Annotated in this window: 19 protein-coding genes; 1 reads left to right on the forward strand and 18 read right to left on the reverse strand. The window is 63.6% G+C overall.

Annotated features, from left to right (window positions below):
• Positions 1-40 precede the first annotated feature (40 nt).
• A complete protein-coding gene (locus PALO_RS05165) occupies positions 41-712 on the reverse strand; it encodes an MBL fold metallo-hydrolase (protein WP_015582694.1) in 672 nt (223 codons plus the stop codon).
• Here PALO_RS05165 and PALO_RS05170 point away from each other — a divergent pair.
• On the forward strand, positions 690-1,988 hold the full coding sequence (locus PALO_RS05170) for a DUF349 domain-containing protein (RefSeq protein ID WP_177166464.1): 1,299 nt from the start codon (positions 690-692) through the stop codon (positions 1,986-1,988). The genes PALO_RS05165 and PALO_RS05170 overlap by 23 nt on opposite strands.
• A gap of 95 nt (positions 1,989-2,083) precedes the next feature.
• On the opposite strand, the gene PALO_RS05175 is transcribed toward PALO_RS05170, so the two are convergent.
• From PALO_RS05175 to dnaE, 17 genes are all read right to left on the reverse strand, one after another.
• Complete coding sequence (locus PALO_RS05175) at positions 2,084-4,405, reverse strand: RelA/SpoT family protein (protein WP_015582696.1); 2,322 nt, start codon at positions 4,403-4,405, stop codon at positions 2,084-2,086.
• 141 nt (positions 4,406-4,546) lie between these two features.
• A complete protein-coding gene (locus tag PALO_RS05180; RefSeq protein ID WP_004811334.1) occupies positions 4,547-5,641 on the reverse strand; it encodes a potassium channel family protein in 1,095 nt (364 codons plus the stop codon).
• 2 nt (positions 5,642-5,643) lie between these two features.
• On the reverse strand, positions 5,644-6,177 hold the full coding sequence (locus PALO_RS05185) for an adenine phosphoribosyltransferase (protein ID WP_015582698.1): 534 nt from the start codon (positions 6,175-6,177) through the stop codon (positions 5,644-5,646).
• Positions 6,174-7,343: a protein translocase subunit SecF gene (gene secF / locus PALO_RS05190; RefSeq protein WP_004811336.1), complete on the reverse strand. Its 1,170-nt coding sequence runs from the start codon at positions 7,341-7,343 to the stop codon at positions 6,174-6,176. Before secF ends, PALO_RS05185 begins: the two co-directional genes overlap by 4 nt.
• Position 7,344: 1 nt before the next feature.
• Positions 7,345-8,988: a protein translocase subunit SecD gene (secD, locus tag PALO_RS05195; RefSeq protein WP_015582699.1), complete on the reverse strand. Its 1,644-nt coding sequence runs from the start codon at positions 8,986-8,988 to the stop codon at positions 7,345-7,347.
• A gap of 73 nt (positions 8,989-9,061) precedes the next feature.
• Positions 9,062-9,499 (reverse strand): preprotein translocase subunit YajC, encoded by a 438-nt coding sequence (gene yajC, locus PALO_RS05200; protein WP_004811338.1) that lies wholly within the window; start codon positions 9,497-9,499, stop codon positions 9,062-9,064.
• 62 nt (positions 9,500-9,561) lie between these two features.
• A complete protein-coding gene (gene ruvB, locus PALO_RS05205; RefSeq protein WP_036910270.1) occupies positions 9,562-10,590 on the reverse strand; it encodes a Holliday junction branch migration DNA helicase RuvB in 1,029 nt (342 codons plus the stop codon).
• Positions 10,591-10,637: 47 nt separating this feature from the next.
• On the reverse strand, positions 10,638-11,243 hold the full coding sequence (ruvA, locus tag PALO_RS05210; protein ID WP_015582701.1) for a Holliday junction branch migration protein RuvA: 606 nt from the start codon (positions 11,241-11,243) through the stop codon (positions 10,638-10,640).
• Positions 11,240-11,785, reverse strand: a complete 546-nt coding sequence (gene ruvC / locus PALO_RS05215) for a crossover junction endodeoxyribonuclease RuvC (RefSeq protein ID WP_004811341.1) — start codon at positions 11,783-11,785, stop codon at positions 11,240-11,242. The genes ruvA and ruvC overlap by 4 nt, the downstream gene beginning before the upstream one ends.
• 41 nt (positions 11,786-11,826) lie before the next feature.
• Positions 11,827-12,621, reverse strand: coding sequence for a YebC/PmpR family DNA-binding transcriptional regulator (locus tag PALO_RS05220; protein WP_015582703.1), 795 nt, complete (start codon positions 12,619-12,621; stop codon positions 11,827-11,829).
• Positions 12,622-12,771: 150 nt separating this feature from the next.
• Positions 12,772-13,539: a bifunctional 1-(5-phosphoribosyl)-5-((5-phosphoribosylamino)methylideneamino)imidazole-4-carboxamide isomerase/phosphoribosylanthranilate isomerase PriA gene (priA, locus tag PALO_RS05225; RefSeq protein ID WP_015582704.1), complete on the reverse strand. Its 768-nt coding sequence runs from the start codon at positions 13,537-13,539 to the stop codon at positions 12,772-12,774.
• 13 nt (positions 13,540-13,552) lie between these two features.
• Positions 13,553-14,173, reverse strand: coding sequence for an imidazole glycerol phosphate synthase subunit HisH (hisH, locus tag PALO_RS05230; RefSeq protein ID WP_015582705.1), 621 nt, complete (start codon positions 14,171-14,173; stop codon positions 13,553-13,555).
• Positions 14,166-14,786, reverse strand: a complete 621-nt coding sequence (gene hisB / locus PALO_RS05235; protein ID WP_004811345.1) for an imidazoleglycerol-phosphate dehydratase HisB — start codon at positions 14,784-14,786, stop codon at positions 14,166-14,168. Before hisB ends, hisH begins: the two co-directional genes overlap by 8 nt.
• Positions 14,786-15,913: a histidinol-phosphate transaminase gene (locus PALO_RS05240; RefSeq protein WP_041710254.1), complete on the reverse strand. Its 1,128-nt coding sequence runs from the start codon at positions 15,911-15,913 to the stop codon at positions 14,786-14,788. The genes hisB and PALO_RS05240 overlap by 1 nt, the downstream gene beginning before the upstream one ends.
• Positions 15,914-15,945: 32 nt before the next feature.
• A complete protein-coding gene (hisD, locus tag PALO_RS05245) occupies positions 15,946-17,265 on the reverse strand; it encodes a histidinol dehydrogenase (RefSeq protein ID WP_015582707.1) in 1,320 nt (439 codons plus the stop codon).
• Between the two features lie 4 nt (positions 17,266-17,269).
• A complete protein-coding gene (locus tag PALO_RS05250) occupies positions 17,270-17,824 on the reverse strand; it encodes a hypothetical protein (RefSeq protein ID WP_015582708.1) in 555 nt (184 codons plus the stop codon).
• The gene (gene dnaE / locus PALO_RS05255) at positions 17,821-21,393 is read right to left on the reverse strand and encodes a DNA polymerase III subunit alpha (protein ID WP_015582709.1); all 3,573 of its coding nucleotides are present in this window, start codon (positions 21,391-21,393) and stop codon (positions 17,821-17,823) included. The genes PALO_RS05250 and dnaE overlap by 4 nt, the downstream gene beginning before the upstream one ends.
• Positions 21,394-21,416 lie beyond the last annotated feature (23 nt).

The raw sequence follows: 21,416 nt of genomic DNA on the forward strand, positions 1-21,416 counted from the left end.
CACTGTTCGGTGAGACTTTTCAGTGGGAGTGCGACGAGACCTACGTGCGGTTGAGAAATGGGTTGGAGATGCGCTCCTGGGCCATCGTCGTCGGTCCCCCGTGTCCTGGCAGTAGGTGGGTGGAGTCGTCAAGGGGCCAGACGACGTCGGACAGGCTGCGAGACATCTGTGCCGGGTCAGCCCCGGGCATGTCGGTTCGACCGATGGAACCTGCGAAGACGACGTCACCGGACATGACGATCGGGCCGAACTGCGCGTCAACCATGCGGATCATGGAACACCCAGGAGTGTGGCCCGGGGCGTGCAGGAATTCCAGGTCGAGGTCGGCGTACTCGTGGTGGGAGAACGGCTCGACGTCGACGACTTCCTCGGGTTCGCGCAAGGTCGTCGATCCGTAGCACTGCTCGATGAGTGGACGGGCGAAGTCAGACAAGGCTGCCATGGGGTCGGCGAGGAGATGCCGGTCATCTCGAGGGCACAGCACCGGGATGCCGTACTGATCTCCAACCTGGCGAGCTGAACCGACATGGTCGATGTGACCGTGGGTGAGCGCGACCGCCACCGGGGTTAGATGGTGGGTCTTGAGTGCCTCGCCGAGGAACTTCTCGGCACCCATTCCAGGGTCGACGACGACGCAGTCAGACCCTGGTTCGCGCGCCAGGAGATAGCAATTGGCCTGAAAAGGACCAGTGATGAAGGACGCAATGAACACGTTTGCCACTTTATCGGGCAAGATGGAGCGTATGAGTCACGCACAAGCTCCGCAGTCCTTCGGCCGCGTCGATGATGACGGCACCGTTTACGTCCGAACCAGTGACGGGGAGAGGCCTGTCGGCCAGGTGCCGGACTCCACCAGCGAGGAAGCCCTTGAATTCTTCGTGCGCCGCTATCACGCCCTCGAGACCGAGGTGTCGCTGCTGGAATCACGAGTGAGCTCCGGGACCGCCTCGCCGGAGGAAGCCCGATCGGCCGCAAGCAAACTCGTCACGTCTATCCGTGAGGCCCATGCCGTCGGCGACCTGGAATCGCTCGCAGCTCGGGTGGAGGCTCTCAGCCCCACCATCGACGCCAAGGCGGAGACCCGTCGGGAGGAGAGGGCCGAGGCCAAGGCCCGCGCAAAGCAGGCCAAGGAGGACATGGTCGCCAAGGCGGAAGCCATCGCTGCTGGCACCGACTGGCGCGGTGGCATCGGCAAGTTCCGCGACCTGCTCGAGGAGTGGCGTCATCTCCCCCGTATCGACAAGACCACCGACGACGAACTGTGGCACCGCTTCTCCGGGGCTCGCACCGCCTTCACCCGTCGCCGCAAGCAGCACATGGCTGAGCAGAATCACCTGCGTGAGAAGGCTCGCGTGCTCAAGGAGCAGATCATCGAGGAGGCTCGTCCGCTGGCTGATTCGACGGCCTGGGGCGAGACCTCTCGTCAGTTCCGCGACCTCATGAACCGTTGGAAGGCTGCTGGCCCGGCTCCTCGCGACATCGACGAGAAGCTGTGGAAGGAGTTCCGCGCCATCCAGGACAAGTTCTTCGACGCCCGCAGTACTGCTCAGAGCCAGCAGGACGAGGAGTATCGCGGCAACCAGGAGGTCAAGGAGAACCTTCTCGACGAGGCCGAGAAGGACATCCTGCCGGTCAAGGACATCGAGGAGGCCAAGGCCAAGTTCCGCTCCTTCCTGGAGAAGTTCAACGAGGTCGGTCGAGTGCCCCGTGACGCCATGAAGCGCATCGACGCCCGCGTCCGTGACTTGGAGCGTCAGGTCCATTCCGCGGAGGAGGCCGAGTGGAAGCGCACCGATCCGCAGGCTCGTGAGCGTGCCCGCGCCACCGTCGACATGTTCAGCGCCCAGATCGACAAGCTCACCGCCCAGGCCGAGAAGGCCGAGGCTGCTGGCCACACCAAGGAGGCCGAGAAGGGCCGCGAGTCGATCAGGACCTACCAGACCTGGCTGGAGGAGGCCCAGAAGGCCCTCGACGAGTTCAGCGCCTGACTGACAGGAAACGGCCCCGGTCACAACGACCGGGGCCGTTCGTCATACCGGCGGCTTTCCAGACAGAGAAGTCAAACCCCGAGAGCCACACCGGGTCACGACTTCACGCGAAAGACGTCATAGACCCCGGAGATCCGCCGGATGGACTCGATGAGGTGCTTGAGGTGGGTTGGGTCGGGAGCCTCGAAGGTGAGCCGCAATCGAGCCAGATGGGTCTTCGATGCACTCATGTTCGCCGAGATGAGGCTGACCCCCTGCTCGGCGAGGACGCGTGAGGTGTCCAGCAGCAGGCCGGCACGGTCGAGACCCTCGATCTGGATGGTGACCTGGTAGCCCTCCTGCTGGTTCTCAGACCAGGAGACCGGCACGATCCGCTCGGGGTGCTCAAGCAGGTTCTTGGCGTTCGAGCAGTCCGTGCGATGTACCGAGACCCCATCGTTGCGGGTGACGAAGCCCATGATCGGGTCCCCCGGCAGCGGGGTGCAGCACCGAGCCAGCTTGACGAGCATGTCGGGGTCACCGTCGACGATGACTCCGGTCTCGTTGCTGCGATGCCGCGGAGTCTTGACGCCAACGGCGAGCTCCTCCTCGACGTCGGCCGTGGTCTCCTCCGGCCCACCGCCCAGGGCGATGAGCTTCTCGACGACCGACTGGGCGCTGACGATGTGCTCCCCCACCGCGGCGTACAAGGCGTTGATGCCGGGCACCCGCAGGTCGTCGGCCACCGCGGTGAGGTACTCCACCGTCAGCAAGGACTGCAGCGGCACACCAGCCTGACGCAACTGCTTGGCGATCGCATCCTTACCGGCCTCGATGGACTCCTCACGGCGTTCCCTCGTGAAGTAGGACTTGATCTTGGAACGAGCACGTGGAGAGGCGATGAACCCCAGCCAGTCACGACTGGGACCGGCACCGGGGGAGTTCGAGGTCAGGATGTCAACGACGTCGCCGTTGGTCAGCTTGGTGTCCAGGGTGACGAGTTTGCCATTGACGCGAGCGCCGATACAGCGGTGGCCGACCTCGGTGTGGACGGCATAGGCGAAGTCGACGGGGGTGGCGTCCTGGGGAAGGGCCATGACGTCGCCCTTCGGGGTGAAGACGTAAACCTCCGAGGAATTGATCTCGAAACGCAACGAATCCAAGAACTCGCCGGGATCGGACTCCTCCTTGGACCACTGGTTGAGCGACTGTACCCAGGACAGGTCGGTGCCGTCAGGCTGAATCCCCTTGCCAACGGCGTTGGGGTTCTCCTTGTACTTCCAGTGGGCCGCAACACCGTACTCAGCCCGCCGGTGCATCTCGTGAGTACGGATCTGCAATTCCACCGGCTGCCCGCCGGGCCCCAGCACGGTGGTGTGCAGGGACTGGTACATGTTGTACTTCGGCATCGCGATGTAGTCCTTGAACCGCCCTGGGAGGGGATTCCATCGCACGTGCATGACACCCAGTGCGGCATAACAGTCGCGCGGGGTGTCGACGAGGATGCGCAGACCGATGAGATCGTAGATGTCTGAGAAGTCCCGACCGCGCACGACCATCTTCTGATAAATCGAGTAGTAGTGCTTCGGCCGACCGTAGACGGTGGCCTCGATGCCGGCCTCATCGAGGTCCTGACGGACGATCGCGATGACTTCCTTGAGCTGAGCCTCCCGCTGCGGGGCCTGCTCGGCCACCATGTGGACGATCTCGTCGTAGAGCTTGGGATTGAGGGTGGAGAAGCACAGGTCCTCCAGTTCCCACTTGATCGCATTCATGCCAAGGCGATGAGCCAGTGGCGCGAAGATCTCGAGGGTCTCCTTGGCGATGCGGTTCTGCTTGTCCGGCCGCAGGAATCCCAAGGTCCTCATGTTGTGCAGCCGATCGGCGAGCTTGATGACCAGCACTCGGATGTCGCGGCTCATCGCGATGACCATCTTGCGGATGGTCTCGGCCTTCGCCGACTCCCCGTACTGGACCTTGTCGAGTTTCGTCACCCCGTCGACGAGCAGGGCCACTTCCTCGCCGAAGTCTGCTGTTAGCTGCTCGTGCGTGTACGAGGTGTCCTCGACGGTGTCGTGCAGCAGACCGGCGCACAGGGTCTGCTCGTCCATGCCGAGCTCGGCCAGGATCATCGTCACCGCTAGGGGATGGGTGATGTAGGGATCGCCCGACTTGCGGGTCTGCCCACGGTGATAATGCTCAGCCGTGCGGTATGCCCGCTCGATGACAGCGGTGTCGGCCTTCGGGTGATTGGCAAGGACTACCGAGATAAGCGGATCCGTGACGCTCTGGGGCGGTCCTGATGGCTTCGGGGTCCCCCAGCGGACGATGCGCTCGCGCATCCTCATCCGGGGCTGGGGACGCTGCTGGTCAGTCTTCGGCTTGCCCAGGGTTCCCTTGCCCGATCCGTACGGACCGTAGACGCTGTCGTCGGCCATCGGGGCACCTCCTGGCAAGTTGGATCATTCATTCTAGTGGCATTTACCATCGTCATGTCGGCTGAGTGCGACGGCATGTGGTCGGTCAGCACCCATGCCGACAGCTGAATGAGCCTTCCGGTACGGGGGCTCCTGCTGTTCTCAGCGGACCAGGTCAGACTCGGTCTGGGTGCCAGTGGCGCGAGGAACCGCCTTCCGCACGACGACGATGACGTCACCAGCCTGTAACTGACCGATCGACGGGTCGTAGAAGTTGCGCAGCACGTCATTGCGGATGACGGCCAGGAGCCGCTCGTTCTGGATGTCGGCCGGACGTGCACCGATCTCCGTCTTGGAGACCATCCGCTGGACGACCTCCATACCCTTCGAGCTGGACAGCAGGTCGTCGACGACGGTGCCCACGTGCGGGTTGACCGAGGACAGACCAAGCAGACGGCCCACCGCGTCGGCGGAAGTGACGACGGCGTCGGCTCCGGACTCACGCAGCAGCGGAAGGTTCTCGTCCTCCCTGCCGGAGACGACGATGTGGCAGCGCGGGTTGAGCTGTCGCACCGTCAGTGTGGTGAGGATGGCCGAGTCATCTCGGTTGAGGGTGATGACGACCTCGCGCGCCTTGCTGATCTCAGCTCGTCTCAGCAGATCCCGCCTCGTCGCGTCGCCTTCGAAGGCAGCCAGGCCTGACCGATTAGCCTCGGCCACCGCAGAGGGACGATTGTCGATGACGACGATCTTCTCGACGGGAACGTCATGGTTGCGCAGGGTGTTGACGGCGCTGCGCCCCTTCGTGCCGTACCCGATGACGACGGTGTGGTTCCTCATGCGCTTCCTCCAAGCACTGTCAAGCAGTCCGCGTCGCCCCTCGTTGGCCAACATCTCGAGGGTGGTACCGACCAACAGCACCAGGAAGGTGATGCGCAACGGGGTGATGATGAAGGCATTGATGAGTCGCGCATGGGGCGCGACCGGGGTGATGTCACCGTAACCAGTCGTGGTCACGGTGACCGTCGAGTAGTAGAAGGCGTCGATCAGGGAGACGCCGTCACCGACGGTGGAATCAACATAGGAGTCATGGTCGACCCAGACGATCAAGGTACTGGTCAGCAACAGAATCGCTGACCAGACCAGCCGCTTGACCAGCTCTCGAAAGGGTTTGGTGGTCTTGAACGGAAGCTTGACCAGGGCCGACTGCTCAAAGACGTTGCGACGGCTCGAAGACTCCATTGATTCCGGCACCATGATCAGACCGTGATCACGGCGTTGACCGGACCGATACCGGCCCGGTCGAGCTTCTCACGGCCCCCCAGGGCGGACAGCTCCATGAGCACCGACACACCGACGAGCTCACCACCGAGCTTCTCCACCAGGGATGCCGTGGCACCGACCGTTCCTGCCGTCGCGAGGATGTCGTCGACGATGAGCACCTTCGAGCCGGGCTGAACGGCGTCCTGATGGACGGTGAGGGTGGCGGAACCATACTCCAGCACGAAGGACTGGGAGTAGACGTCACCGGGGAGCTTTCCGGGCTTGCGCACCGGGATGAACCCAGCGCCCAAGGACAGGGCCACCGGCCCGGCGAACATGAATCCACGAGCCTCCATGCCGAGAACGACGTCGACCCCGCGCGGAGCGGTGTCAACGAGTTCGGAGATCGCAGCGGCGTACCCGTTGGCGTTGGCCAGCAGAGGGGTGATGTCCTTGAAGGTCACCCCGGGCTCCGGGAAGTCCGGAACATCCCGGATCAGGCCGGTGATGAGGTCAGTACGGTAGGTCATTTCTTCCTCTCGGAGCGAGTGGAACGACGCGGCTGATGACGCTCGCTCCCAGTGATGGACGTGACGTCACCAGGCCCTTCGGCGGCGACGGTCTGAGCCGTCACCTGAGGACCCTTGTGCGCAGCACGCTCACGGCGGCGCAGGACACGAGCGGTGTGTTCCTTCATGGCCGGCTCATTCTCACGCAGCTGGGTGAACACCGGGGTGGCGATGAAGATCGAGGAGTAAGCACCGACGATCATGCCGACGAAGAGGGCCAGGCCGAGATCCTCAAGAGGCCCGGACCCGAGCACGAAGGCACCGGCGAAGAGCAGTGCCGCCACCGGCAGAACGCCGACGATGGTGGTGTTGATGGAACGCACCAGCACCTGGTTTACGGCCCGGTTGGCGCCTTCCGCAAAGGTGTAGTCGCGTTTCTGGATGTCCTGGACGTTCTCGCGCACCTTGTCGAAGACCACGACGGTGTCGTAGAGGGAATAGCCCAGAATCGTCAGCACGCCGATGACGGTCGACGGGGACACCGTGAAGCCGATCAAAGCATAGATGCCGATGGTGACGATGAGGTCGTGCAGGAGAGCGATCAGGGCGGCAATGGACATCTTCCAGTGCCGGAAATAGGCCCAGATCTGCAACATCACCAAGACCAGGAAGACGACCAATGCCTTGATGGCCTTGCCGGTGATCTGGTCTCCCCACTGACTACCGACCTTGGAGTACGTGACGGAGTCCGTCTTGGTCGCGGTGGCCTTGGCGATAGCCCCCTGAACCTTGGTGGTCTCCTCGTTGTCGAGTGCCCTGGTCTGCACCTGGACGGCGTTCGAGCCGAGACTGACGACCTCGGTGGAGTCCATGTCCGGGACTCCGGAAGACAGCACTGACCTGCGGATGTCGTCGACGGTCGAGGTCGCAACGTGGGCAGGAGAACGGAACTGCACGCCGCCCTTGAACTCGATACCGAGGTTCAAGCCACGCACCAACAGGCCAAGCAGCGAGATCGCGATGACGATGATCGAGATCGTGTACCAGAGTTTACGGCGCTGGATGAAGCCGTAGGAAATCTCACCCGTGTACAGGGCATGGGTGAAACCGTGCTTGTGCTTCTTGCTCTTCTCCTCGGACCGCCTCGAGGCGACGGATGAGGTCTTGGCGTTCTTGTCGTCAGTCATGTCAGGCCTCCTCCGTCTCGATGGTGCGCTTGGCCCGCGGGGCAGATCGCCTGCTTCGCCGACCGAGCAGCTGAGCTTCCGTGACACCCATGTGCCCAGCCTCAAGGCCGGAGCCGCGTCGGCCCTGGCCCCAGAACTTGGTGCGTCCCAGCAGAGTGACGACGGGGTGGGTGAAGAAGAAACAGATGAGGAGGTCGATGAACGTCGTCAGACCCAGGGTGAAGGCGAATCCCTTCACCTGGTCGACTGACAGTACGAACAGCACGATGGCGGACAGCAGGGAGACGCCGTCGGCCATCAGGATGGTGCCGCGGGCCTTCGTCCAGCCGGTCTGAAGGGCGGTACGCAGGGTCCGTCCTTCTCGGATCTCGTCTCGGATGCGTTCGAAGTAGACGATGAAGGAGTCGGCTGTCACGCCAATGGCGACGATCGCGCCAGCGATACCAGCCAGGGAAAGAGTGAATCCGACAGCCTCGCCCAGGAGCACCATGGCCGTGTAGGTCGTGATACCGGCGATGAGCAGGGAGCCAATGGCCACCAGGCCCAGTCCTCGGTAGTACAGCAGGCAGTAACCGGCAACCAGGATCAGTCCGATGACGCCGGCGATGATCCCGGCACGCAGCTGCTCGCTACCAAGGGTCGGCGAGACATTGTCAACGCTGGAGATGTCGAAGGACAGCGGCAGGGCACCGTACTTGAGGACGTTGGCCAGGTCAGCAGCACTATCCTGGGTGAAGTGTCCGGAGATCTCGGCCTGACCACCGTTGATCGGACAGGAGGCTCCCTTGCCGCCATCCAACTGCGGGGAGGAGATGACCTTGCCATCCAGGACGACGGCGAACTGGTTCTGCGGGCTCTGGCGCGAGCACAGGAAGGTGGTCGCCTCACTGAAGGAATTCGTGCCGATGGAGTTGAATTTCAGGTTCACCACGTAGGACAGCTGGCCCGGCGGGATTCCGGAGTCGGCGCTCTCGACCTGGGTCCCCGTGATGGCGACCGGGGAGAGCAGGTACTTGGTCTTGCCCTCACGGTCACAGGTCACCAGGGCCTTGTTCGGCGGGGATTCGACGGACTTGGTGCACTTGAAGTCCTGAAAGGCCTTCATATCCTCCGGGGACGGCTTCCACTTCTCGGCGTCCTTGACCATCTTGGCCGCGGAGGTCGGATCCTTCTCGTTGTACTTTGGGCCACTGTCCTTGGCACCAGGCTTCGAGCTGGCAGAGGCGCTTGACGACGCCTTGGCCTTCGGGTCGGCAGTGGGGAGGGCCGAGGGCTTTGCGGGGCCGGGAGTCGGACCCTTCTCACCCACCGGCTCCTCGGCATAGACCATACGGAATCCGAGCTGGGCAGTCTGGCCAACCATCTCGACGAGCTTGGAGCTCTCGACGTTCGGGGCCGAGACGACGATGTTGCGATCACCCATCGTCGTCACTGACGACTCGCCGACACCAAGCGAGTTGACGCGCTGCTGAATGATGAGCCGCGCCTGCTCGAGGCTCGTCGGTGTGGGAGCCTTGCCATCATCCGTCTTGGCCGTCAAGGTGACGGACGTACCGCCTCTGAGGTCCAGGCCAAGTTTGGGTGACCACGTACGCGTAGCTCCCATGAGCACGTACATGACGATGATGGCCACCAGGAAGATCACCAGGGTTCTGCCTGGATGGTGTGTCCGCTTTTTCGTTGCCACGTCGAAAATATTCCTTGGTCTTGGTGGATTGTCAGGCCCGGGGCTGCTCGTCAGTCTCAGCAGCGAGGGTGGACTCGGTAGCCGAGGTCTCAGGCTGGGCGTCGATTGCCGGATCCTCGGCGAGAGTCTCATTGCTGGCCGGAGAGGTCTGTGCCGGGACGTCGTCGGCGAAGGCGAATTCCTCCTCGTCACCAGCAGGTCGAACGATGGCCTGCTTGAGGACGCTGACCTCGACGCCAGGGGCGAGTTCGACGACGGCCTGCTTGTCGCCCAGGTGGGTGATCGTCACGAAGAGACCGCTGTTGAGCACGACACGAGTGCCCTCCTGCAGGTTCGACTCGAGCTTGGCTCGCTCCTCCTGCTGCTTCTTGACCTGCCTCTTTCCCTGCCACACGGTGAATCCGATGAGCAGGATGAAAAGAATCAGGATGGGCATGAGACCGCCCAGCGGGCTGGCGAGAAGAGGCATAGGGAGTTTTCCTTGTCTACGGGTGTGACCGGGGTCATGCTACCCCGGACCGGTGAACATGGTCAGAACAGGCCGTCGCCGGTGCTGTTGGTAGGTGGTTCAAGACCGAGGTGGCGCCACGCCCTGTCGGTGGCAACCCGCCCCCGAGGGGTACGCATGAGGAAGCCCAACCGGACGAGGAAGGGTTCGGCGACCTCCTCGACGGTCTGAGGCTCCTCCCCCACGCTGATGGCAAGGGTGGACAGGCCGACCGGGCCTCCGCCGAATTTGAGACAGACGGCATTGAGCACGGCACGGTCAAGGCGGTCGAGGCCGAGCGGATCCACCTCATAGAGATCCAGAGCCGTCTCCGCCCCCCTCGGTGTCACCGGGGACTCGTCGTTGACGTCACCCCAGTCACGGACGCGGCGCAACAGTCGGTTGGCAATCCGAGGCGTGCCGCGAGAGCGGGAGGCGATGGTATGGGCGGTCCCCTCAGCCAGGTCAACCCCGATGACCCCGGCTGAGCGGGTGACGATCCGCTCAAGGTCGGCCACCTGGTAGTAGTCGAGCTGGGCCGTGAAGCCGAATCGGTCCCGCAGCGGCCCGGGCAGCAGGCCTGCCCGTGTCGTCGCCCCGACAAGGGTGAACGGTGGAATGTCGATCGGGATCGCGGTGGCCCCAGGGCCCTTGCCGACGACGACGTCGACGCGGAAGTCCTCCATCGCCAGGTAGAGCATCTCCTCGGCAGGCTTGGACATCCGGTGAATCTCGTCAAGGAAGAAGACCTCACCGGGAACAAGCGAGGACAGGATCGCAGCCAGGTCCCCCGCGTGCTGAATGGCAGGGCCGGAGGAGATACGAATCGGGGCGGACATCTCGGCCGCGATGATCATGGCCAAGGTGGTCTTTCCAAGCCCTGGAGGTCCGGACAACAAGACATGGTCCGGGGTCGTACCGCGTGACTGTGACGCGGCCAGGACGAGTCCCAACTGCTCGGCGACACGCTGCTGTCCCCCGAATTCCGCCAGGGCACCAGGGCGCAGAGCAGCCTCTTCGGCCTTCTCAGGAGGCTCGGCCCAAGGATCGACGGGCGAATGCTCCACCGAGATTCTCCTTCCTGACGACGTCTGTCAGTGTGCCAGAGGGGTCCGACATCTCATCGAGCCAAACTGCGCAGGGCTGCTCGCATGAGGTTGCCGATCGTCATCGAGGGATCGGCCTCCTTGAGGGTGGCCACCTCCTCAACAGCCTTGTCAGCATCCTTCGCAGACCATCCCAGACCGATGAGCCCATCAGCAACCTGCTCTCTCCACGGTGCCACCGGCTGGCTCGTACCGGCAGGGGTTGACCCGGCAGGAGCGACGATTGCCATCTTGTCCTTGAGCTCGAGGATCATCTTCGCTGCACCCTTGCGACCAATACCGGGCACGCGGCACAGCGTCGCCTCATCCTCGGCGCTGATCGCCGACGCAAGTTGGTTGGCGTCCAGCACACTCATGATCGCCGCGGCGAGCTTGGGGCCGACCCCGGAAGCCGTCTGGACGAGCTCGAACGCGTCCCTGTCGTCAGCTTCGACGAAGCCGTAAAGAGTCAGGGAGTCCTCGCGGACGAGGAGGGAGGTCTGCAAGGTCATCGTCTGGTCGACACGTGCACCCGCAGCCGTGGCAGGCGGGCACAGCACCTTGACGCCGATTCCGTGGTTGTCGAGGACGACCCAGGTCGGGCCGGCCGCAGTCACGGTGCCGGAGAAATGGGAGATCACCGGGCAAGATCCTTCCAGGAACGAGGTGCCGGACGGCCACGTCGTTGGGCTGCCACGGCTGCTTCGATGCGATTGGTGGCTCCGCCTCGCCACAGATGACAGATCGCCAAGGCCACGGCATCGGCAGCGTCGGCTGGTTTCGGCGGGGCTGACAGGCGCAACACCCGCGCGACCATGAGACCCACCTGGGCCTTGTCAGCACGCCCAGAACCGGAGATGGCCGCCTTGACCTCACTAGGGGTGTGCAGGGCGACCGGCAGGCCGTGGCGAGCAGCGATCATCATCGCCATGCCTGCGGCCTGGGCGGTACCGGTGACGGTGTTGCGGTTGTGCTGGGCGAAGACCCGCTCGACGGCGATGGCGTCAGGACGGATGTGGTCGCGCCACTCCTCCAACCCATCGTGGATGCGCAGCAGACGATGGGCGTGATCCAGATCTGCGGGGGTACGGATGACGCCGACCGCGATGAGCCTCAACGGGGCCCCGGGGCCGCCTTCGACGACCCCGACCCCGCATCGGGTCAAACCGGGGTCGACCCCCATGACCCGCGTGACACGCGGGTTGGGGGTCGTATCTGGGATGGTCACTCCTCCTCGTCGAGAGCCGCAGCGACCTCGGCGGGGACGTCAGCGTTGGAGAAGACGTTCTGGACGTCATCGAGGTCCTCGAGGGCGTCGAGGATCTTGTAGAGCTTGCGAGCATCGTCGAGCTCTACGGGCTGGGTGAAGTCCGGCTTGAAGGAGACCTCGGCCGAGTCGTAGTCGATGCCGGCGTCCTGGACGGCCTTACGGACGTCAACGACGGCGTTGGGGTCCGAGATGATCTCGAAGACGTCGCCCTCGTCGACGATGTCCTCGGGCTCGGCGTCGATGGTGGCCTCCATGAGCTGATCTTCGTCCACCTCACGGGTTTCGGTCTTACGACCCTCCTCGACCTCGTAGGTCTTCGAGACTGCCACGACACCCTTGCGCTGGAACAGACGCTGCACCGAGCCACCGTCGGCCATCGTGCCACCGTTGCGGGTCACGGCAACGCGAACGTCGGAGACGGCACGGTTACGGTTGTCAGTCAGGCACTCGATGAGGACGGCGACGCCGGCGGGACCGTAGGCCTCGTACATGATGGTCTCGTAGTTGACGGCGTCGGCGCCCTCACCGGAACCGCGCTTGACGGCGCGGGTGATGTTGTCGTTGGGGACCGAGCTCTTCTTCGCCTTCTGGATGGCGTCGTAGAGGGTCGGGTTGCCCGACGGGTCTCCACCACCGAGTCGTGCCGCCACCTCGATGTTCTTGATCAGTCGGGCGAACAGCTTGCCACGCTTGGCGTCGATGGCCGCCTTCTTGTGCTTGGTGGTGGCCCACTTGGAGTGACCGCTCATGAACGGTGTCTCCCTTCCTCGAATGTCGCAGTTATCGGCCCAGAGGGGCCAAGCATTCGGCGCAGGACGAGCCCACGCACACAATGAAGTAGTCTACACTCCTCACCCGACGGCGAATCGGGCTGAGGAGAGCGGACGGTGACCTGACCGTCAGTCAGCGTCGGGTACGGGGGCAGAGTCCGCCGGGATCGGTGCCCGGCACACCTCGAGGGCCTCCGGCAGGGTGAAATTACCCACGTAGAGAGCAGTTCCCACGATGGCTCCCTCCACCCCGATCGGGACCAGTCCGCGCAGACGACGCAGGTCCTCCAGGGTGGCGATGCCTCCGGACGCGACGACGGTTCCCTGGATGCGCGCACAGATTCGGCCCAAGAGTTCATAGTTCGGTCCGGTCAACATGCCGTCGCTGGCCACGTCGGTGACGACGTAACGCTTGCACCCGGCGTCCTCGAGCCGGGCCAGGACGTCGAGGACCTTGCCGCCCTCGCGAGTCCAGCCGCGCGCCGCGAGCTGATCTCCCCTGACGTCCAGACCGATGGCGACCTGTTCGCCATAGCGGCGCACGACCTCGTCACACCAGGTGGGATTCTCCAGAGCGGCGGTACCGATGTTCACGCGAGTGGCGCCGGCCGACAGAGCCGATTCCAGACTCTTCTGATCGCGGATACCGCCCGACACCTCGACGTTGATGTCCATCTGCTCGACGATGTTGCTGATGATCTCAGTGTTGGATCCACGTCCGAAGGCGGCGTCGAGGTCGACCAGGTGAATCCACTGGGCTCCCAGACCTCGCCACCTGTGAGCCACCTCCAGGGGATCACCGAACGCGCGTTCGGAACTGGCCACCCCCTGTTGCAACTGGACGGCGCGTCCACCCTGGACGTCAACGGCTGGAAGTAGCGTGAGTTCTCCGGTCACGAGGGTCAGGTTATCAACACACCCGAGCCAGCCACCGTTCGAGCAAGGCCAGGCCCGCCGTTCCGGACTTCTCGGGATGGAACTGGGTGGAGGTCACCGGACCAACCTCAGCGGCGGCGACGAAGGTCGCACCTTGATGGGTTGCCGTGGTGAAGTGGTCGTCAGGCCCGTCAACGAGCACCCCGTAGGAGTGGACGAAGTAGAACCTCTCGCCATCCGCATGCCGAAACAGGGTCGTCCGGGTCCCCGGTTGGACGGTGTTCCACCCCATGTGTGGCAGGCGGTCAGCCGGCAGCTCCTCGACGACACCGGGCAGTACCTCGAGGCACTCGACGTCGACGCCGCGTTCACTGCCACGCTCGAAGAGCATCTGATGGCCGACACAGATCCCGAGCAAGGGCCGTCCCTCGCCAACCCAACGATGCACCAGGTGGTCCCCACCCATGGCGCGCAGGCCTGCCATGCAGGCTGCCAAGGCTCCCACTCCGGGCAGGACGAGGGCGTCATTGTCGAGCAGAGCTCCCGGGTCACGGGAAATCGTGACGGTGGCACCGGCCCTGCGCAGGGCGCGCCCGGCCGAATGCAGATTTCCCGAGCCGTGGTCGATGATGCCGACCCGCACCGGATCAGACATCGAGGGCACCCTTGGTGCTGGGGACACGCCCGGCATTGCGCGGATCCGGAGCGACGGCAATCCTCAGAGCGCGGGCCAGAGCCTTGTACTGGGCCTCGCAGATGTGGTGGGGATCCCGTCCGGCCAGCAGACGCAGGTGCACGCACAGGCCAGCATTGAGAGCCAGTGACTGCACGACGTGATAGGTCATGGATCCTTGGTAGGGAACACCGGAACCGCCGAGACGAGCGTAGATCTGACCCTCCGGCTCTCCGGTGCACTCCACCCACGGGCGCCCAGCGACGTCGACGACGCATTGTGCGAGCGCCTCGTCGAGAGGGACCACGGCGTCACCGAAGCGAGCGATCCCTCGCTTGTCGCCGAGGGCTTGGGCCAAGGCCTGTCCCAGCACGATGGCAGTGTCCTCGACGCTGTGGTGACCGTCGATCTCGACGTCTCCGGTGGTGGTGATCGACATGTCGATGCCTGAATGCTTGGCAAGGGCCGTGAGCATGTGGTCGTAGAAACCGACCCCGGTGGAGATGGTCGACTCCCCCTCGCCGTCAAGATCAATGGAAACGTCAACGTTGGACTCGGAGGTCTCGCGGTGAACGTGAGCGCAGCGGTGGGTCATCAATCCTCCTCGGGATCGAGCCGACGAGCGGTCGGAAGGACGTCGAGCAGTGCAGCTCGGAATGCGTCGGTCTCCCGAGGAGTACCAGCACAGACACGCAGGTAGCCAGTCGGGCCCACCTCACGAACGAGAACGCCGTGGTCGAGAAGGGCCCGGAAGACCGCATGGCGATCGGCGAACCTCCCGAAGAGGACGAAGTTCGACTGGGACGAGACGACGTCCAGACCGTGCGCGCGCAACCAGTCCTCGAGGTTGGCACGCGTCTCACGGAGTTCGTCGACCCGAGCGAGCATCTCGGGAGCATGGGCCAGAGCGACCCGGGCCACCACCTGGGACACCTCCGACAAGTGGTAGGGCAATCGGACAATCCTTAGGGCGTCCACGACGGCAGGAGCCGCAACGGCATATCCAAGACGACCTCCGGCCAGGGCAAACGCCTTCGAGAGGGTGCGCACCACAATGAGGCGTCCATGCTTGGGAAGCAGGGCGATTGCCGAGTCCTCCGGGGTATCGGTGAACTCCTGGTAGGCCTCGTCGACGACGATGATCGCGTCGGTGGCCGAACAGACCTCGTCTATGACCGCCACCGGGATGGTGGTGCCGGTCGGGTTGTTCGGCGTGGTCAGCAGGACGACGTCCGGCTTGACCTCCTCGATGGCGCTCACGATCTCGGCGGTGGTCAGACCGTAGGAGGCATTGCGGGGACGAGTGACGTACTCGGTGTGAGTGTTGCGTGCGTACTCGGGATACATCGAGTAGGTCGGCGTGAAGGTCAGGAGAGTACGACCCGGACCGCCGAAGGCCTGCAGGATGTGGGTCATGACCTCGTTGGACCCATTGGCCGGCCAGATCTGATCGCTGCTGACCCCGAATCCGATGTACCTGGCAAGGTCCTCGCGCAAACCCGTGGCCTCTCGGTCCGGGTAGCGATTCAACCCCTTGCCGGCATTGGAGACGGCCTTGGCCATGTCCTTGCGCACCGATTCCGACGGTGGGTACGGGTTCTCATTGACGTTGAGGCACACCGGGACGTCGAGCTGCGGGGCACCGTAGGGCTCCTCCCCCACCAGTTCGGGGCGAAGCGGCAGATCAGCCAATTGAATGGGGTTCGGCTGCGGCTTGGCCATCGGACGGGGCTGGGTCGTCCGTCGACGCTGGGTCATCGCGGCCTCCTCACGGTGATGGCATTGGCATGGCCGGGCAGGTTCTCGGCCAGGGCGAAGTTCTCGACGGAATCGGCAAGGTCGAGCAGGGCGTCCTCGGTGTAGTCAATGACGTGGACAGCTCTCATGAACGAACGCACCGACAGTCCCGAGGAGTGGCAGGCAGCACCTGCCGTCGGCAGCACGTGGGTGGATCCAGCCGAGTAGTCACCCAGGGAGACCGGGGACCAAGGACCGACGAATATGGCACCGGCGTTGTGAACTCGCGCTGCCACCGCGGCGGCATCGGCCGTCTGAATTTCCAGGTGCTCGGCGGCATAGGCGTTGACAACCTCAAGACCTTGGTCGATGTCGCGCACCATGACTATGGCCGACTGCTCGGAGGTCAGTGAGGTACGGATCCGCTCGGAGTGCAGGGTAGCCTCGACCATCGTGGCCAACTCCTTCTCCACGATGTCGGCCAGCTCGGTGGAATCGGTGACGAGAACAGCGGCGGCGAGCGTGTCGTGTTCGGCTTGGCTCATGAGGTCGGCAGCAACGTGACGTGGATCAGCGGTCTTGTCGGCCAGGATGGCGATCTCGGTCGGACCAGCCTCCGAGTCGATGCCGACGGTGCCACGCAGGTAGCGCTTGGCAGCAACGACATAGATGTTGCCCGGTCCGGTGACCATGTCGACCCGCGGGCAGGAATCGGCCTCGTCGGAGCCTTCGACACCGTGGGCGAACATGGCGATGGCCTGGGCGCCGCCGACGGCATAGACCTCGTCAACCCCGAGCAGGTGACACAAAGCGAGGATGTTGGGGTGCGGCAGGCCACCGAACTCAGCCTGCGGCGGGGATGCCACCGCGATCGACGTAACGCCGGCTTCCTGGGCCGGGACGACATTCATGATGACCGAGGAGGCCAACGGGGCAAATCCGCCAGGGACGTAGAGCCCCACTCGGCCTACGGGGACGATGCGCTGACTCACACGAGCACCGGCAGCCACCTCGACCGGTGCCGGCGAGGTTTCCACCTCGGCCTCCCGGCACACCTGACGACGTCGACGAATGGACTCGGTGAAGGCCTGACGCAAGGTGTCGTCAAGGTCGGCAGCCGCCTCGACCAGGACCTCAGCCGGAACCCTCAGATGATCCGGAACCACATGGTCGAACTTCTCGCTGTATTCGCGCAGTGCCTCTGCGCCACGGTCCTTGACCGCAGCGCAGACAGGGATGATGGCCGCCATCGCAGCATCGACATCAAAGTCAGCGCGCGGCACGGCGCGACGCAGGTCGCCAGTGGTCTCACGGGTCAAATCGACGATTCTCAGCACACCGTCAGTCTAGTGAAGCCTCGGTCGCCGGTTCGGAGCGTCCAGTTCGCGGAGAGCGACGCCAGGCCGTCACCAAGGATGCAATAAGCATCGGGACCATTGCTGCAAGCAACCAGACCAGCACCGACACCCAGGTGTGGAGGGCAAAATCAACCGGAACGACCTCACCCGTCTTGGCCGCAACAATGCGCTCGGCGAAGGAGTCCGGGCCGATGAGTACCCCTACCCACCAGCAGGCCAGGGCAGACAGACAGGACGACACCCCGGCAGCCAGTACTCCCCAAGCACCGCGACGGCGCATCAGGACCCAGCTCAGGAAGCCGATGATCAGTCCGACGATCAGGCCCACGAGGCAGTACACGGCGTCGGTCGAAAAGACCTGGGTGAGGCCCTTCTCCGTTGTCGATGCCGCACCATCGGATCCCACCGTGTAGGTCGGCAAGGTCACCATGGAGTGCCATATCGGAGCAGCCAGTCCGCCCAGGACGACGCCCATCCCCACGACGAGCAGGCTCGACCGCAGAATCGCGAGACCGTGAGCACGGATCGTCTCGTTCATGACTGCCTCCTGGGGATGCATGAGGGGCCGAGCAGGGCCTTGAGGTCGGCCATTAGCGGCTGGCCAGTGGTGACTTTGAGTTCATCGGCAAGCCGGAAGGTGGTCGTCACCTTTCCGTCGAGGAGTCGCAGTCTCACCTCGGAGCTACCCGGGTGGTTGCGCAGCACTCCCCGCAGGCCCTCGATGGTGCCCCGGTTGCATCGTCCGCGACGTAGATCAATCGTCATGGGGGCATTGCCGGCATCGGTGAGGTCCAGCAGCCAGACGTCATTGGCTGACATCTCGACGGTCTCGTCACGTTCCCTGATGAATCCGCGCACCTTGAGGATGCTGTCGACGGCCAGTAGCGGCTCCACGCGCTGGTACACCTTCGGGAAACAGGCAATAGTGATGGAGGCGCCGAGGTCCTCCAGCGTGATAGAGGCCCAGATGTCACCGTTCTTGGTGGTACGTCGGACGATCTGAGTGACCATACCGGCGATGGTGTAGCGCCCCTCATGATGGCCTTCAGGGTTGACGAGTTCGGCCACCGAGATGTCTGATTCGGCCTCCAGAGCAGCTTCCAGGCCTCGCAGCGGGTGATCGGAGACGTACAGACCCAACATCTCACGCTCGAAGGCGAGCTTGGTACTGCGGTCCCAGTCGTCCTCCGGAACGACCCGCTCGACACCCAGCTGGGTGGGTTCCGAGTCGTCCCCCATGCCGAAGAGGTCATCCTGACCATTGGCCTGGTGGCGTTTGATGTCGATGACGGCATCGACCGCCTGCTCGTAGACCGCCATCAGGCCGCGTCGGGAATGGCCCATGGAGTCGAAGGCGCCAGCCTTGATGAGGGACTCGATGAGCCTCTTGTTGCACACCGTCAGGCTGACCTGGTCAAGGAAGCTGAAGAAATCAGTGGCCGGGCCGTTCTCCTCACGGGCCCGAATGATCTCCGCGACGGCGTTGGCACCGACATTGCGGACAGCTCCCAGGCCGAATCTGATGTCCTCACCGACAGCGGTGAACTCCAGCGAGGAGGCGTTGACGTCGGGAGGCAGGACATTGATGTGCTGGGACCGCATGTCGGCCAGGTACATCGCCATCTTGTCCTTGTCGTCACCGACACTGGTCAGCAGGGCAGCTCCGTACTCGGCCGGGTAGTTGGCCTTGAGATAGGCCGTCCAGTAGGAGACCAGTCCATAACCGGCAGCGTGAGACTTGTTGAAGGCGTATCCGGCGAAGGGGACCATGACGTCCCACAGGGTCTGGATGGCGTCGTCGGAGTACCCGTGTTCACGCATGCCAGCCTGGAAGGGGATGAAGTTCTCCTCCAGGATGTGCTTCTTCTTCTTGCCCATGGCACGACGCAGAAGGTCCGCGCCACCCAGGGTGTAGCCAGCGAGCTTCCGGGCGATCGACATGATCTGCTCCTGGTACACGATGAGGTGGTACGTGGGAGCAAGGATCTCGTCGAGGTCCTCCTTGAGTTCGGGATGGATCGGGATGATCGGTTCTCGGTTGTTCTTGCGCTGGGCATATGAGATGTGCGCATTGGCACCCATCGGGCCTGGTCGGTACAGGGCCAACACGGCAACGATGTCATCGAAGCAGGTTGGTCCCATGAGACGCAGCAGGGATCGCATGGCCGTGCCATCGAGCTGGAAGACGCCCAGGGTGTCGCCTCGGGCCAGCATCTCGTAGGTGTTCTCGTCATCAAGGGCAAGCTCCTTGAGATCGACGTCGATCCCCCGGTTCTCCTTGATGATCTTGATGCAATGATCCATGATGCCGAGGTTTCGCAGGCCCAAGAAGTCCATCTTCATGAGCCCCATCTCCTCGAGCTGGGGGTAGGCGAAGCCGGCGATGATCATGCCGTCCTTGTCGCGCTTGTGCATCGGCACCAGGTCGAGCAGCGGAGCGCTGGACAGGATGAAGGCACATGCGTGCACACCAGTTCCGCGAATCAACCCCTCGAGGCCCTTCGCCGTCTCGACGACCTTGGCGACGTCGGCGTTGTCAGAAACCAACTGGCGGAATTCCTGGCCCTCGCCGTACCTCTCATGGGACGGATCGAAGATCTTGCCCAGCGGAACTCCCTTGCCCATGACATCCGGGGGCATCGCCTTGGTGATCTTGTCGCCGAGAGCGAATGGGTAGCCGAGAATACGGTTGGCATCCTTGACGGCAGCCTTGGCCTTGATCTTGCCGAAGGTGTTGACCTGGCTGGTGTACTCCGCCCCGTACTTGTGGGTGACGTAATCGATGACCTTGTCACGCTGGCGGTCGTCGAAGTCGAGGTCGATGTCGGGCGGGTTCACACGTTCGGGGTTGAGGAACCTCTCGAACAGCAGTCCGTGTTCCAGCGGATTGATGGCGATGATGCCCGTCAGATAGGCGACGAGGGAACCGGCAGCCGATCCACGACCCGGCCCGACCGGCACGCCCATGGAGCGCGCCGCATTGCATATGTCGGAGACGACGAGGAAGTAGGAAGAGAATCCCAGCGGCTCGATGACCGAGAGCTCCGTCTCGAGACGGTCGAGGACCTCCTTGGGCGGATTCGGACCGAACTTCTCATCCATGCCCTCCTGAAGCTTCTTGCGTAACCAGGACTCCTGAGTCTCCCCCTCCGGGACGTCGAACTGCGGCATCCGGTCGACGTGCTTGAAGACCTCATCGTAAGACCCGATCATCTCGGTCAACAGCAGGGTGTTGTCGCAGGCCTCGGGATGGTCGGGGAACAGCGCCCGCATCTCGTCAGAAGATTTGATGTAGTAGCCCGAGCCGTTGAAACGGAAGCGGTTCGGATCATCCTTGTTACGACCCACGCCCACGCAGAGCAGGGAGTCGTGGGCGTCAGCCTGGTCCTCGGTGACGTAGTGCGAGTCATTGGTGACCAGAAGCGGAATGTCCAGCCTCTTGGCCAGCTTCAGCAGGTCGGAACGCACCTGCTTCTCGATCGGGACACCATGGTCCATCAACTCGCAGAAGTAGTTCTCCTTGCCGAAGATGTCCTGGTAGGCAGCCGCGGCCAGGCAGGCTTCCTCGAACTGGCCCAGGCGCAGTCGGGTCTGCACCTCACCCGACGGGCATCCGGTGGAGGCAATGATGCCACCGGGATACTTGGACATCAGTTCGCGATCCATGCGGGGCTTCATGTAGTAGCCCTCATAGGAGGCCAGGGAGGACAACCGGAACAGGTTGTGAAGCCCCTCCGGGTCCTTGGCCCACATCGTCATGTGGGTGTAGCGCCCACCCCCGGAGACGTCCTTGCCACCCTCGGCATCCGGATCGCCTGCGTCACGGGAGATTCCCCAGAATTCCTGTACCCGGGACATGCGCGTACTCGGAGCGACATAGGCCTCGATGCCGATGATCGGCTTGACCAGCGGATTCTGGTCTCCGTCGTACTTCTTGGAGATCTGGAAGAACTCATAGGCACCGAACATGTTGCCGTGGTCGGTCATGGCGACCGCCGGCATGCCCTGACGAGCCACCTCGGCAAAAAGCTTCTCGTTGCTGGCAGCACCATCCAGCATCGAGTACTCAGTGTGAGTATGAAGGTGGACGAAGTCGGATCGGGCCACGGACAGTCCTTTCACGAACCGAC

Origin of the sequence: Cutibacterium avidum 44067, assembly GCF_000367205.1 — a bacterium.
Lineage (GTDB): Bacteria > Actinomycetota > Actinomycetes > Propionibacteriales > Propionibacteriaceae > Cutibacterium > Cutibacterium avidum.